The organism is Krasilnikovia sp. MM14-A1259, assembly GCF_047159535.1.
Taxonomy (GTDB): Bacteria; Actinomycetota; Actinomycetes; order Mycobacteriales; family Micromonosporaceae; genus Actinoplanes.
This window is the reverse complement of the sequence record NZ_BAAGAJ010000002.1, coordinates 2,835,020-2,849,132: the sequence shown is the minus strand read 5'-3', so window position 1 is coordinate 2,849,132 and position 14,113 is coordinate 2,835,020. Positions and strand designations below refer to the sequence as shown.

At 73.5% G+C, this 14,113-nt stretch carries 11 protein-coding genes and 1 riboswitch; of the genes, 5 read left to right on the top strand and 6 right to left on the bottom strand.

Going from position 1 to position 14,113, the window contains the following annotated elements; translation table 11 throughout:
• The first annotated feature begins 10 nt into the window (after positions 1-10).
• Genes cbiE through ACMCNK_RS12510 form a run of 3 tightly spaced genes read left to right on the top strand, consistent with a single transcriptional unit; the run spans position 11 to position 2,798 of the window.
• Positions 11-1,225: a precorrin-6y C5,15-methyltransferase (decarboxylating) subunit CbiE gene (gene cbiE / locus ACMCNK_RS12520; RefSeq protein ID WP_412736575.1), complete on the top strand. Its 1,215-nt coding sequence runs from the start codon at positions 11-13 to the stop codon at positions 1,223-1,225.
• Positions 1,222-1,965: a precorrin-4 C(11)-methyltransferase gene (cobM, locus tag ACMCNK_RS12515; protein ID WP_412740830.1), complete on the top strand. Its 744-nt coding sequence runs from the start codon at positions 1,222-1,224 to the stop codon at positions 1,963-1,965. Before cbiE ends, cobM begins: the two co-directional genes overlap by 4 nt.
• Positions 1,953-2,798, top strand: a complete 846-nt coding sequence (locus ACMCNK_RS12510) for a cobalt-precorrin-6A reductase (protein ID WP_412736574.1) — start codon at positions 1,953-1,955, stop codon at positions 2,796-2,798. The genes cobM and ACMCNK_RS12510 overlap by 13 nt, the downstream gene beginning before the upstream one ends.
• On the opposite strand, the gene ACMCNK_RS12505 is transcribed toward ACMCNK_RS12510, so the two are convergent.
• Genes ACMCNK_RS12505 through ACMCNK_RS12495 form a run of 3 tightly spaced genes read right to left on the bottom strand, consistent with a single transcriptional unit; the run spans position 2,776 to position 6,295 of the window.
• Positions 2,776-4,317, bottom strand: coding sequence for a precorrin-2 C(20)-methyltransferase (locus tag ACMCNK_RS12505; protein WP_412736573.1), 1,542 nt, complete (start codon positions 4,315-4,317; stop codon positions 2,776-2,778). The genes ACMCNK_RS12510 and ACMCNK_RS12505 overlap by 23 nt on opposite strands.
• Positions 4,314-4,934 (bottom strand): precorrin-8X methylmutase, encoded by a 621-nt coding sequence (locus ACMCNK_RS12500; RefSeq protein ID WP_412740829.1) that lies wholly within the window; start codon positions 4,932-4,934, stop codon positions 4,314-4,316. The genes ACMCNK_RS12505 and ACMCNK_RS12500 overlap by 4 nt, the downstream gene beginning before the upstream one ends.
• On the bottom strand, positions 4,931-6,295 hold the full coding sequence (locus tag ACMCNK_RS12495) for a precorrin-3B synthase (RefSeq protein ID WP_412736572.1): 1,365 nt from the start codon (positions 6,293-6,295) through the stop codon (positions 4,931-4,933). The genes ACMCNK_RS12500 and ACMCNK_RS12495 overlap by 4 nt, the downstream gene beginning before the upstream one ends.
• Positions 6,296-6,423: 128 nt before the next feature.
• Positions 6,424-6,495, top strand: a riboswitch (cobalamin riboswitch).
• 49 nt (positions 6,496-6,544) lie between these two features.
• Here ACMCNK_RS12495 and cobN point away from each other — a divergent pair.
• A complete protein-coding gene (cobN, locus tag ACMCNK_RS12490) occupies positions 6,545-10,168 on the top strand; it encodes a cobaltochelatase subunit CobN (RefSeq protein ID WP_412736571.1) in 3,624 nt (1,207 codons plus the stop codon).
• A gap of 18 nt (positions 10,169-10,186) precedes the next feature.
• Here cobN and ACMCNK_RS12485 read toward each other — a convergent pair whose 3' ends face one another.
• Complete coding sequence (locus ACMCNK_RS12485) at positions 10,187-11,254, bottom strand: ArsR/SmtB family transcription factor (RefSeq protein WP_412736570.1); 1,068 nt, start codon at positions 11,252-11,254, stop codon at positions 10,187-10,189.
• A 287-nt stretch (positions 11,255-11,541) separates the two neighbouring features.
• Here ACMCNK_RS12485 and ACMCNK_RS12480 point away from each other — a divergent pair, with 287 nt between their 5' ends.
• Positions 11,542-11,937, top strand: coding sequence for an RICIN domain-containing protein (locus tag ACMCNK_RS12480; protein ID WP_412736569.1), 396 nt, complete (start codon positions 11,542-11,544; stop codon positions 11,935-11,937).
• Between the two features lie 74 nt (positions 11,938-12,011).
• Here the strand turns inward: ACMCNK_RS12480 and cobF are convergent, their stop codons facing one another.
• Positions 12,012-12,770: a precorrin-6A synthase (deacetylating) gene (cobF, locus tag ACMCNK_RS12475; RefSeq protein ID WP_412736568.1), complete on the bottom strand. Its 759-nt coding sequence runs from the start codon at positions 12,768-12,770 to the stop codon at positions 12,012-12,014.
• A 30-nt stretch (positions 12,771-12,800) separates the two neighbouring features.
• Positions 12,801-13,991 carry a DNA polymerase IV gene (gene dinB / locus ACMCNK_RS12470; protein ID WP_412736567.1) on the bottom strand — a complete coding sequence of 397 codons (1,191 nt, stop codon included), beginning with the start codon at positions 13,989-13,991 and terminating at the stop codon, positions 12,801-12,803.
• Positions 13,992-14,113 lie beyond the last annotated feature (122 nt).

Below are 14,113 nucleotides of genomic sequence, written 5' to 3'. Positions count from 1 at the left end.
CGTCAATCCCGTGACCACCGACCCGCACCCGCTGACCGTCGTCGGGATCGGCGCGGACGGGTGGGACGGGCTCACCGGCCCGGCCCGGGCCGCCCTGACCGCCGCGGAGGCGGTGCTGGGCAGCGACCGGCAGCTCGCGATGCTGCCCGCGACCGTGGCCGCGCGGCGGGTGCCGTGGCCCTCCCCGCTGCTGCCCGCGCTGCCCGGCCTGCTCGCCGACCACCGCGGACGGACACTGTGCGTGCTCGCCAGCGGAGACCCGATGTGGCACGGCATCGGTGCCACGCTCGTCCGGCACGCCGGCGCGGACGCCGTGCGGGTCCTGCCGCATCCGTCTTCGGCCTCGCTCGCCGCCGCCCGCCTCGGCTGGCCGCTCGCCGACACCGACGTGCTCAGCCTCGTGACCGCACCGGTCGAGGAGCTGCACCCGCTGGTGCACCCCGGGCGCCGGATCCTTGTGCTCGGCCGCGACGGCACCACCGCGGCCCAGGTGGCCGCGCTGCTCACCGCCCGCGGGTACGGCGACAGCCCGCTCACCGTGCTGTCCCAGCTCGGGGGCCCCGCCGAGCACGCCCTCACGGGCGCCGCCGGGACGTGGTCCCACCTGGACACCGACCCGCTCACCGTGATCGCGGTCGAGTGCCGCGGCGCGGGCCGTCCCGTACCGTGTGTGCCCGGCCTGCCCGACGAGGCGTACGACACCGACGGCCAGCTCACCAAGCGCGAGGTCCGCGCGGTCACCCTCGCCGTCCTCGGCCCGCAACCCGGCGAGCTGCTCTGGGACGTCGGCGCGGGCTCGGGCAGCATCGGCATCGAATGGATGCGTACGCATCGCGCCTGCCGGGCCGTCGCGGTGGAGTCGTCCGCCGAGCGCGCCGCGCGCATCCGCGCCAACGCCGCCGCCCTCGGGACCCCCGCGCTGCGCGTGGTGCACGGCCGTGCCCCGGACGCGCTGGCCGACCTGTCCGCCCCCGACGCGGTGTTCATCGGCGGCGGCCTGACCCGCGACGGGGTGCTCGACACCTGCCTGGCCGCGCTGCGCGCCGGGGGACGCCTGGTGGCCAACGCGGTCACGGTGGAATCCGAGGCAGTGCTCGCCGCCTGGTACGCCCGGCTCGGCGGCGAGCTGACCCGGGTCGCGGTCAGCCGCGGCGCACCGGTCGGCGGGTTCACGGGATGGAGGACGATGATGCCGGTGACGATCTGGTCGGTGACGAAGCCGTGACGGTGCACTTCATCGGCGCCGGACCCGGCGCCGCGGACCTCATCACCGTGCGCGGGCAACGGCTCATCGCCACCTCACCGGTCTGCCTGTACGCGGGCAGCCTCGTCCCCGCCGAGCTGCTGGACTCGTGCCCGCCCGGGGCAAGCCTGGTCGACACCGCGCGGCTGACCCTCGACGAGATCGTGGCGCTGATGGTCGACGCGCACGCCGCCGGACACGACGTGGCCCGGCTGCACTCCGGTGACCCGTCGGTGTTCAGCGCGGTCGCCGAGCAGATGCGCCGGCTCGACGCGGCCGGGGTGCCGTACGACGTGACGCCCGGGGTGCCCGCGTTCGCCGCGGCGGCCGCGTCGCTGGGACGGGAGTTCACCGTGCCCGGCGTCGCGCAGACGGTCATCCTCACCCGTACCGCCGAGCGGGCTACGGCCATGCCGCCCGGCGAGGACCTGTCCACGCTGGGCGCCAGCCGCGCCACGATGGTGCTGCACCTGGCCGTGCAGCGGATCGACGCCGTGGTCGCGGAGCTGACCGGCAGTTACGGCGCGGACTGCCCGGTGGCGGTCGTGGCCCGGGCCAGCCGTCCCGACGAGCTGATCGTGCGCGGGACGCTCGCGGACATCGCGGGGCGGGTGGCCGAGGCGGGCATCCGGCGTACCGCGGTGATCGTGGTCGGGGCAGCGCTGACCGCGTCGCAGTTCCCGGACAGCCACCTGTACTCCGCGGACCGATGCCGGGTGTGACCGGCCTGCGGGTACTGATCCTCGGCGGGACCACGGAGGGCCGGGCGCTGGCCGCCGCCTGCGCGGACCTGCCCGGACTGCACGTCACCAGTTCCCTCGCGGGGCGCACCAGCGCGCCGCTGCACGTCGCGGGGCGGGTGCGTGTCGGGGGATTCGGCGGGGTCGACGGGCTGACCGCGTACCTGCGGTCGGAGCGGGTCGGTGCGCTGGTCGACGCGACGCACCCGTTCGCCGCGACCATGTCCGCGCACGCCGCGACGGCCGCCGCCCGGGCCGGGGTGCCGCTGCTCGTGCTGCGCCGTCCGGGCTTCGCGTCCCGGCCCGGCGACGACTGGCACCGGGTGCCGACCGTGGCCGCCGCCGCGGACCTTCTGCCCACGCTGGGTGAACAGGTGTTCCTGACCACCGGGCGGCAGAGCATCGCCGCGTTCGCGGGGGTCACCGGCTGCTGGTTCCTGTCCCGGTCCGTGGAGCCGCCGGAGCCGCCCGTCCCGGCCCGCCTGCGGGTCGTGCTGGACCGGGGGCCGTTCACGGTGGCCGGTGAACGGGCGCTGCTCGCCGCGCACCGCATCGACGTCCTGGTCACCAAGGACAGCGGCGGGGCGGCGCCCAAACTGGACGCCGCCCGCCACCGCGGCATCCCCGTCGTGATGATCGACCGGCCCGGGGCGGCGACGCCGGCCGGGGCCGGAATCGGCGCGAGCACCGACCCGGCCGCGTCGCCGATCGCCGCCGGGCCGGTCCGGGATGCGTCGGTGGCCGGCTCCACCGCGGAGATCGTGGATTCGATCCCCGCGGCGCTCGGGTGGCTCAGCGCCCGCGCAGCCCGCTGACCTCCGTGGTGGGCGCGGCCTCCGGGTAGTGCCGGGGGGTGAAGACCAGCCAGCTGCCGTCGGGACGCATCGAGGCGCGGGTCTGCGACGAGCCGACGATGAGCAGGCAGCGCATGTCGATCGTGGCCGGGTCCAGTTCCGCGAGCGTGGTCACCCGTACGGTCTCGGTGGGACCGCCCACGTCGCGGCCCACCACCACGGGGGTGTCCGCGGCCCGGTGTTCCAGCAGCAGGTCGCGGGCGCGGACCAGTTGCTCGCGGCGGCTGCGCGACGCCGGGTTGTACAGCGCGATCACCAGGTCGGTGCTCGCCGCCGCGGCCAGCCGGGCAGCGATGACCTGCCACGGCTTGAGCCGGTCGGACAAGGACACGATGCAGAAGTCGTGGCCCAGCGGCGCGCCGACCCGGCTCGCCACGGCCTGCGCCGCGGTCAGGCCCGGCACGACCCGCACCGGTACGTCCTTCCACTGCGGATCCTCGCTGACCTCCAGCACCGCGGTCGCCATCGCGAACACGCCCGGGTCACCTGAGGACACCACGGCCACCCGGCGGCCCCGCTTGGCCAGGTCCAGCGCGAACGCGGCCCGTTCCGCCTCGACCCGGTTGTCGGAAGGGTGCCGGCGTTGCCGCGGGTTCGGCACCACCCGGTCCAGGTACGGGCCGTACCCGATGAGGTCGTCCGCCTCGGCGAGGGCGGCCTGGGCCTCCGGGGTGAGCCAGTCCCGGCCGCCCGGTCCGAGCCCCACCACGGTCACCGACCCCGCCGCGCCCGGGAGGTGTACGGCGTCCGGCAATGGGGCGGCCGCGCCCGGGGTGGGCAGCAACGCCAGCGAGAAGTACGGCACGGTCGCGGGGTCGATCTCGGCGAACCGCCCGGTCCGCTCCCGATCCGTGGTGGCCCGTTCCACGTACCACGCGTCGTCGAGCCGCCCCGCCTGCTGCAGCGCCGCGCGCACGCCCGGGAACGTCCGTCCCAGCTTCATCACAGCGGCCGGACCGCCCTCGGCCAGGCGGGCCGCCAGCTCGTCGGGTTCCAGGGTGCCCGGCAGGACGGTGAGGATCTCGTCGCGTTCCACGAGCGGGCGGCCCAGGGCGGCCGACGCGGCACTCACCGACGTCACACCGGGCACCACCTCGGTGTGGTACCGGTGCGCCAGCCGCTTGTGCATGTGCATGTACGAGCCGTAGAAGAACGGGTCCCCCTCGGACAGCACCACCACGTCGCGGCCCGCGTCCAGGTGGGCGGCGAGCCGCCGCGCCGCGTCCGCGTAGAACTCGTCGATCGCGCCCTGGTAACCGCCGGGATGGTCGGTGGTCTCCGTGGTGACCGGGTAGATCAGCGGCTCCTCGACCTGCTCCGGCCGCAGGTACGGCGCGGCGATGGCGCGGGCGTTGCTGCGCCCGTGCCGCGCCGCGTGGTACGCCACCACGTCGGCCGCCCCGATCAGCCGCGCCGCCTTGACCGTGACCAGTTCCGGGTCGCCGGGACCGAGGCCGACGCCGTACAGCCGCCCGCTCACTCTTCCTCCGATGCCAGGGCGTTGACCGCCGCCGCCGTGATCGCGCTGCCGCCGCGGCGCCCCCGTACGATCAGATACTCCAGGTCGGAGGCGGCCAGCGCCTCCTTCGACTCGGCGGCGCCGATGAACCCGACCGGAATGCCGAGCACCGCCGCCGGGCGCGGCGCCCCCGCCCCGACCATCTCCAGCAGCCGGAACAGCGCAGTCGGCGCGTTGCCGATCGCCACCACGGCCCCGCCCAGCCGGTCACCCCACAGGTCCAGGGCCGCCGCGCTGCGGGTGTTGCCGATCGCCGCGGCCAGGCCGGGCACGGCCGGGTCACGCAGCGTGCAGATCACCTCGTTGTCCGCGGGCAGCCGCCGCCGGGTCACCCCCGACGCCACCATCTCGGCGTCGCACAGGATCGGCGCGCCGTCCCGCAGCGCCTTGCGGGCCGCGGTGACCACGCCGGGGCTGTACCCGATGTCGTCCACCAAGTCGACCATCCCGCACGCGTGGATCATGCGGACCGCCACCCGCGCCACGTCGCCGGGCAGCCGGGCCAGGTCGGCCTCGGCACGGATCGTGGCGAACGACCGGCGGTAGATCTCCGCGCCGTCGCGTACGTACTCCATCAGCTCCTCCTCGCGGCAGCGACCAGGTCGGCCACCCCGTCCACCCCGGCCCGGCCCGATCCGGACGGGGACCGGACCGCATAGTCGCGGCCGGTCGCCTCGACCCGTACGTGCGGCCCGGCCGGGCTGCCACAGCCGCGGGCGCAGCCCACCCAGTGCACCGGCAGGCCCGCGGCCGGGGCGCTCACGGTGACCGACCGGGTCGCGTCCGCCCGCACGTCGGCCAGGGATTTCGCGCAGCCGGGCCGCCCGGCACAGGCCGTCACCCCGGCCCACCGCGCGCCCTGCTCGACCTCCAGGCCCGCCCCGGCCAGCGCTCGCCGCCACCCGGACGCCTCGGCCGCGGCCAGCCCGGGCACGACAACCCCGCGCCAGGGCGTCACGACCAGCGTCGCGGCCCGTTCCAGCACTGTCATCTGTACGGCGTCCCACCGCCCGAGCGGTACCACCGCCGCGACGCTGACCAGCCCGTCCGGGATTTCGACGGTCCCCACGGGAGGCACGATCTCGGGCCGGTCCAGTGCCACCGGCGCGTGCAACGTCACGCCTAGCGCGGCCGCGGTACGCGCGGCCAGCAGCCCGGCCCCGTCCACAAGCTCCCCAACCCGCCACGCCGGCCCGGCCCCACGCTGGGCTTCGCGTTCGGCGAGGAACGCGTGGGCGGCAGCCAGCAGAGCGGGCACGATTTCCTCGGCCGGTACTCGCAGCCCGGCGTCCACGCCCGCGAACAGGATCGCCACCGTCCCGCCCCGCGGATCTACTGTCCCGCGCCGCGGATCGACCGTCCTGCCGCGCGGATCGGCTGCCCTGCGCGGGGCGTCAACGGGCGCGTTCGGCACGTCAGTCGTCCCGCCCGAGGGGTGCGCGGGCGCGTCCGGCAGGTCGGTTGCGGCGTCCAGGGGGTACGCCGCCACGTCGGCGGCGAACGCCACGTCGCCGCGCCCGCTGTCCAGGGCGAACAGGAAGCGCCCCGGCAGCCCGGCGAGCGCCGCGTCGGCACACAGTGCCCGGTCCAGTTCGCCCACCAGTTCTGCCACGTCCAGGACCCCGCCGGGCAGCGGGGACGCGGCGATGTTGCGTACCAGTTCGTGGGTGCGTGAGGGCAGCAGGCCCGCCGCCGCGAGCCGCCCGGCCAGCCGCTCGGCCGCGACGCCGTTGAGTGCGCGAAGCTGCACGTTGGCCCGCGAGGTCAGTTCCAGATGTCCGTCGCCCCACTCGTGTGCGACCGTACGCAGCACCTGCAGCTGGGCGCCGGTGAGCCGCCCACCGGGTAGCCGCACCCGCGCCAGCGGCCCGTCGGCCGCGGCGTGCAGCCGCAACGCTCCGGGGCAGGCGTCGGCGTCGACGCGACGTGGGGAGGGCACGGCCCGGATACTACGGGCGTACCGCGACCCTGCCGCATCACCCGTCGTTGTTGTCGGACACGGCACGCCGCCTTGACGCGGTTGGTGCGGCTTGCGCAGAGTGGGGGTCCACGTGCGGCGACGCCGCGGAGGAAGCCGGTGCAAATCCGGCGCGGTCCCGCCACTGTCACCGGGCGCAGCTGCCCGGGAGCCAGAAACTCCGGTCGCCGTGAACCTTCGACCCGGGGCGCGGACCCCGAGGGGAGAGCCGTGTTTCTGCTGCTGTCGACGTCCGACACCGACCTGCTCAGCGCCCGTGCCAGCCGGGCCGCGTACCGGCTGGCCAACCCGGCCCGTACGGATGTTTCCGACCTGCCCGCGCTGCTCGACGGCGTCGACCTCGTGGTCGTCCGGATCCTGGGTGGCCGCCGGGCCTGGGAGCAGGGGCTGGACGCGCTGCTCGCCGGGCCCGTACCCGTGGTGGTGCTCGGCGGGGAGCAGGCCCCCGACGCGGAGCTGATGCAGCTCTCCACTGTGCCCGCGGGCACGGCCGCGCAGGCGCACGCCTACCTCGCGCACGGAGGACCGGCGAACCTGTCCGCCCTGCACGATTTCCTGTCCGACACGATCCTGCTCACCGGCCACGGTTTCGCCCCGGCCGAACCCGCCCCGGACTGGGGCGTCCTGGACCGTGCCCCCGGCTCCAGCTCCAGCCCGGACCCGGGCCTGGCCTCCAGCGACGGCCTGGCATCCAGCGACGGGCCGACGATTGCGGTGCTCTATTACCGGGCGCACCACATGGCCGGCAACACCGCGTTCGTCGAGGCGCTGTGCCGGGCGGTCGAGGACAAAGGCGGGCGCCCGCTGCCGATCTTCACCTCGTCGCTGCGGACCGCGCCGCCCGACCTGCTGGCCGAGCTGCGCCGGGCGGACGCGCTGGTGGTGACCGTGCTCGCCGCGGGCGGCACCCGGCCCGCAACCGCCTCGGCGGGCGGCGACGACGAGGCGTGGGACGTCGGCGTGCTCGCCGAGCTGGACGTACCGATCCTGCAGGGGTTGTGCCTGACCAGCGGGCGCGCGGCGTGGGAGGACAGCGACGACGGGCTGTCGCCGTTGGACGCGGCGACGCAGGTGGCGATCCCGGAGTTCGACGGGCGCATCATCACGGTGCCGTTCTCGTTCAAGGAGATCGACCCGGACGGGCTGTCGGTGTACGTGGCCGATCCCGAACGCGCCGCCCGTGTCGCCGGGATCGCGGTGGCGCACGCCCGGCTGCGCCACATCCCGGCCGCGCAGCGCCGCGTCGCGGTGATGCTGTCGGCGTACCCGACGAAGCACTCGCGGATCGGCAACGCGGTCGGTCTGGACACCCCCGCCTCCACGGTCCGGCTGCTCGCGGCGCTGAAGGAGCGCGGCTACCAGGTGGGTTCGTTCACCGACTACGACGGTGACGGGCTGATCCACGCGCTGATCGCCGCGGGCGGCCAGGACCCGGACTGGCTCACCGAGGAGCAGCTGCAGGGCAACCCGGTACGGATCAGCGGCGATCGGTACGCCGCCTGGTTCGCCGGCCTGCCCGAGGGCTTGCGCGACGCGGTGACCCACCAGTGGGGCCCGCCCCCCGGCGACCTGTACGTCGACGGCAACGACATCGTGCTGGCGGCGCTGCGCGATGCGAACGTGGTGGTGATGGTGCAGCCGCCGCGGGGTTTCGGCGCCAATCCGGTCGCCATCTACCACGACCCGGACCTGCCGCCGAGCCACCACTACCTGGCCGCGTACCGATGGCTGGCCGACGACTTCGGCGCGCACGCGGTGGTGCATGTCGGCAAGCACGGCAACCTGGAGTGGCTGCCCGGAAAGAACGTCGGCATGTCCGCGTCGGACGGCACCGACGCGGCGCTGGGTGACCTGCCGCTGATCTACCCGTTCCTGGTGAACGACCCGGGGGAGGGCACCCAGGCGAAGCGGCGCGCCCACGCTACCCTGATCGACCACCTGATCCCGCCGATGGCCCGCGCCGAGTCGTACGGCGACATCGCCCGCCTCGAACAGCTGCTGGACGAGCACGCCACGATCGCCACGCTGGACCCGGCGAAGCTGCCCGCGATCCGCGCGCAGATCTGGACGCTGATCCAGGCGGCCCGGATGGACCACGACCTGGGGCTGGCGCACCGGCCCGGCGACGAGGAGTTCGACGACTTCCTGCTACACGTGGACGGGTGGCTGTGCGAGGTGAAGGACGCGCAGATCCGCGACGGCCTGCACGTGCTGGGCGAGGCGCCGACCGGCGAGGCGCGGGTCAACCTGGTGCTGGCGATGCTGCGGGCCCGGCAGATGTGGGCCGGACAGGTCGCCGCGCTGCCCGGCCTGCGGGAAGCACTCGGCCTCACCGAGCCTGGAACGGCGGCCGCCGGGACTCATCGCGCCGATGTCGATGCGGTCGAGGCGACCGCGCGTGAGCTGGTCACCGCGATGGAGACGCGCGGCTGGGCGGCCGACGCCGTGGCCGAGGTCGTGCAAGCGGTCCTCGGCCGGGCGGACGACGCGGTGACCGCGGTCCTCGCGTTCGCCGCCACCGAGGTCGTGCCCCGGCTGGCTCGCACCACCGACGAACTCGACCACGTGCTGCACGCCCTGGACGGCGGCTACGTGCCGGCCGGCCCCAGCGGGTCTCCGCTGCGCGGACTGATCAACGTGCTGCCCACCGGCCGGAACTTCTACTCCGTCGACCCCAAGGCCATCCCCAGCGCCCTGGCCTGGGAGACCGGCCAGGCCATGGCGGACTCGCTGCTGGCGCGCTACCGCGCGGACACCGGCGACTGGCCGCGGTCCGTCGGCCTGTCGGTCTGGGGCACCAGCGCCATGCGTACGGCCGGGGACGACATCGCCGAAGTCCTCGCGCTGATGGGTGTGCGGCCGGTCTGGGATCAGGCCTCGCGCCGGGTCACCGGCATCGCGCCGATCGACCTGGCCGAACTGGGCCGCCCCCGCGTCGACGTGACCGTACGCATCTCCGGCTTCTTCCGCGACGCGTTCCCGCACGTGGTGGCCATGCTGGACGACGCGGTCCGGCTGGTCGCGGGCCTGGACGAGCCCGTCGACCAGAATTACGTACGCGCCCACGCGGTCACCGACGAGGCCGCGCACGGCGACTGGCGGCGGGCCACCACGCGCATCTTCGGCTCGCGTCCCGGCGCGTACGGTGCGGGTATCCTGCCGCTGATCGACAGCCGTAACTGGCGCGGCGACGCCGACCTGGCCGAGGTCTACGCGGTGTGGGGTGGTTTCGCGTACGGCCGGGACCTGGACGGGGTGCCCGCCCGCCCGGACATGGAGAACGCGTACCGGCGCATCGAGGTGGCCGCGAAGAACGTGGACACCCGCGAGCACGACATCGCCGACTCCGACGACTACTTCCAGTACCACGGCGGGATGATCGCCACGGTACGGGCGCTGACCGGCAAGGCGCCCGCCGCGTACATCGGTGACTCCACCAACCCGGACGCGGCCCGCACCCGCAGCCTCACCGAGGAGACCGCCCGGGTGTTCCGCGCCCGGGTGGTGAACCCGCGGTGGATCGCCGCGATGCGCCGGCACGGCTACAAGGGCGCTTTCGAGCTGGCGGCGACGGTCGACTACCTGTTCGGCTACGACGCCACCGCGGGCGTGGTGGCCGACTGGATGTACGAGCAGCTCGCCGCCACGTACGTGCTGGACCCGGAGAACCAGAAGTTCATGACCGAGTCCAACCCGTGGGCGCTGCACGGCATCACGGAGCGCCTGCTGGAGGCGGCCGAACGCAAGATGTGGGCGGAGCCGGAGCCGGACACCCTGGCCGCACTGCAGCAGGTGTACCTGGAATCCGAGGGCGACCTGGAAGGCGACGACTGACCGCGGAGGCGTTCGCCCTCAGGAGCATGCCAGGAGCCGGCGCCCGAGCTCGGTGGCCTCATGCACGAGGTGAACGCCATGGCGATGCGACACCACGAGTCCACTGTCACGCATGACCGCGAGGTGGTGGCTCACGGACGCGGGGGAGACGGCGGCGCTCCTGCAGAGCTGGGCGGAGGTCACGCCGCTCACCGACTTCTCCAGGATCGTCGCGCGAGTGCGCCCGAGCAGTTTGCCGAGGGTCAGTCGTCTGCTGTCGCGGCCCGGCGAATCCAGCGATGTCCGCCCGGGTAGGCGCTCGATCGGAACGACGAGGGTCGGTGGGAGTTCCGGGTCGGCCATGGTGACCGGCATGCGCCAGCAGAAGAACGACGGGACGATCTCCAGTCCGCGGCCGTCCAGGTGGAGCTCCTGGTCGACCGGATAATCGGCTTCCAGGATCGGGGGATTCCACCTGATCGAGGGCCCGAGCGTGGCGAGCGCGCGCTCGACGCCACCGAGAAGCATGGCTTTCGCGATGCCGTCCCGGTATTCCTGGAGCAGCCCGGCGACGGTGGGCCAGACCGGGCCGAGCAGCGAACTCTGGTACAGGTGGACCGCGCCGGCCACCGCGTTCTCCACGTGGCGGTCCTCGGTCGCGAACCGGCCGAGCCAGGGCGGTGTCGACTTCATCCGGTCCATTGTCGACAGTTCGGCCAGCCGCCGGGACCGGCCGGTCGACAGGATTGCATCGATCAGGGAATCGGTTGACTCGTCGGCGGTGGTGGGGGTCAGGTAGTCCGGAAAGTATTTGAAATGCGGAAAGAGGTCGGAGAGCAGGTGGATGGCCACGCGGTTGCGGCCTTCGCGCGCCCATCGCCTGGCCCGCTGCCGCCAGCCGTCGAAGACCAGAGCGCCGTCCGTGCACTGCAGCAGCTGCACACTTCCCGACAGCTCCCAGGCGATTCGTGGTTCCGGTGCGAACCTGACGCGCGTCAGGTCGTCGGGCGAGAAGTGGATCTGCAACACGTCTGCGTCATTCCCCCGCCGCTCGCACGAATCGAGGCTGCTCGATTGTAGCCCGTGGCGCGTGTCGCGCGTGGGCACCCTATCGAGGGACGTTGACGGTCGTAGCGCGGAGCAGGCTGCACGTCAAGAACTTCGACCCACGCCGAAAAGGACACGGCCGGCTCGTGCGCGCCGTAGCTTCGGTGCGAGGGTTACATCGCTTCCGGTCCATAGGGGACGGTGTGATCCACTCCATCGGGCCGATGCGAAAGCGAACCGAAATGAGCGGGAGCGTCTACGGCAACGGGCGCCTGCCTGTCCGCCGCTCCCTCGTCTCACCAGGGGGATTGATGAAGCGCAGGGCAAGGTGGTTGGCACTACTCGCGATGGCAACCGTTCTCGGTGCTCTCGGCCTGGCCGCTCCGGCCCAGGCGGCGGGCCCGTACTGGTGGCGGGATGTCTCGACGCAACGCTGCCTGGACAGCAATACGGGGGGCAACGTCTACACGCTCGGGTGCAACGGCGGCAACTTCCAGAATTGGACCTGGACCGGTAGCTCGTCGTCCGTGGAGCACAAGAATGTGGCGACGGGCCTGTGCCTGGACAGCAACACGGACGGCAAGGTCTACACGTTGCGGTGCAACGGCGGCAACTTCCAGCATTGGCGGCGCGACGGTCAGCGCTGGATTAACGTGTCCACGGGCCTGTGCCTGGACAGCAACACGGACGGCAAGGTCTACACCTTGCGGTGCAACGGCGGCAACTTCCAGAACTGGGAGTGAGTGCCGACGAGGCGAGGGCCGCACGATTCGCGTGATCGTGCGGCCCCTCCGCGTGGCGTCTGTGACGAAACCCGTCAGGTGTCGCGGCGGCGCAGCAGGTACGTGTCCATGATCCAGCCGTGTTTCTCCCGGGCCGCGGTGCGGACCCGGATGATCTCGTCGGCGACCTCGGCGAGCGGCCCGGACACGAGCAGTTCGTCCGGGGTCCCCACGTACGCTCCCCAGTAGATGTCCACCTCAGCGTCCCGGTACGCCTCGAAGGCGTGCTGGGCGTCGAGCATCACCACCAGGTCGTTCACCGCGGGCGGCCAGCCCTCGCCGAGCCGCCGCCCGGTGGTGACCTGGAACGGCTGCCCGACCCGGTTCAGCCCGACCCGGTGCTTGGCGGCCAGCGCGGAGACGCTGCTGATCCCGGGGACCACGTCGTACTCGAACGTGGTGTCGCCGCGGGCCAGGATCTCCTGCAGGATCGCGATGGTGGAGTCGTACAGCGAGGGGTCGCCCCACACCAGGAACGCTCCGGTCTCGCCGTCGCGCAGGTGGTCGGCGATCAGCGCTTCGGTGATTTCCGAGCGCCGGTGTCGCCAGTCCGCGATGGTGCCCGGGTAGTCGGCGGGGGTGCGGTCGCGGTCGGGGTCGCGCCCTTCGGCGACGCGCCGCCCCGGCCGCCCGTACGCCTGCAGCATCCGCCGGCGCAGCTCGATCATGCTGTCTTTGGCCTCGCCCTTGTCGAGCAGGAAGAACACGTCGGTCCGGCCGATCGCCTTCGCCGCTTGCAGGGTCAGATGATCCGGGTCGCCCGCGCCGATCCCGATGACGTAGATCTTCCGCACCTGCGCAAGTCTGCCGCATGCGGGGCGCGCCTAGTCCGGCAGGATCGGCACCGCGGGGCCGAGGTCGCGGCCGAGCACGGCGGCGCGGGTGACCGCGGTGCTGCCGAAGCGGTCCCGGACGGCGTCGAGCGCGGCGTCGAGACCGTGGTCGTCCGGCTGGTCGAACGGCAGCTCCAGCTGCACGGCGCCGTCGGTGTCGAGGTTGCCGACCGCGATGCCGACCAGGGTGAGGCCGCGTTCGTCGATGAGCGGGCGGGCCTGGGCCAGCAGCGCTCGCGCGGTCTGCAGCACGACCCGGGTGTGCAGCGTGGCGGTGAGCAGGCTGCGTGAGCGGGTGGCCCGGGTGTAGTCCGCGAAGCGCAGCCGCAGCGTGACCGTCCGGCCGGCCCGGTGGGCCGCCCGCATCCGCCGGGTCACACGGTCGACGAGCGCCGCGAGGGTGGCTTCCACTTCGGAGAACGGGCGGGGCCGGCTGCCCAGCGCGGATTGGGCGCCGATGGAGCCGCGGCGGTGGCCGGTGCGGACACGGCGCGGGTCGTGGTTGTGGGCGAGCGCGTGCAGGTGGCGCCCGGCGTGCGCGCCGAGCATCGTGACCAGGGCGGCCTCGCCGATGCGGGCGACGTGGCCGACCGTGTGGATGTGGCGTTCGCGCAGCTTGGCGGCGGTCACCGGGCCGACGCCCCACAGCCGTTCGACCGGCAGCGGGTGCAGGAAGGTCAGCTCCTGACCGGGCGCAACGACAAGGAGCCCGTCGGGTTTGCCGACGCCGCTGGCGACCTTGGCGAGGAACTTGGTGCGGGCCACGCCGACCGTGATGGGCAGGCCGACCCGGGCGCGGACGTCCTCGCGCAGCCGGGTGGCGATCTCGGTGGGGGTGCCGCGGATCCGCAGCAGGCCGCCGACCTCCAGGAACGCCTCGTCGATGCTGATCCCCTCGACGATCGGGGTGGTGTCCCGGAACACCGCGAAGACGTCCTTGCTGGCCTGCGAATAGGCCCGCATGCGTGGCGGCACGACGATCGCGTGGGGGCACAGTGCCCGTGCCTGCGTCAGCCCCATGGGCGTGCGCACCCCGAACGCCTTGGCCTCGTAGCTGGCAGCCAGCACGACGCCCGCGCCCACGAGGACGGGCCTTCCGCGCAGGCCGGGGTCGTCGCGTTGCTCGACCGAGGCGTAGAACGAGTCGAGGTCGGCGTGCAGGATCGTCGCCGTGTCAGACACCCCGACATCTTCGCACACCTGTTCGAATGACGGCGCCCGGTCCCGGGTTTAAGCTCATCGGCATCCGCGAATTTGTAAATGTTGTTAACAACATTGCATCCCCCGCCTCGCGGCCACGACCG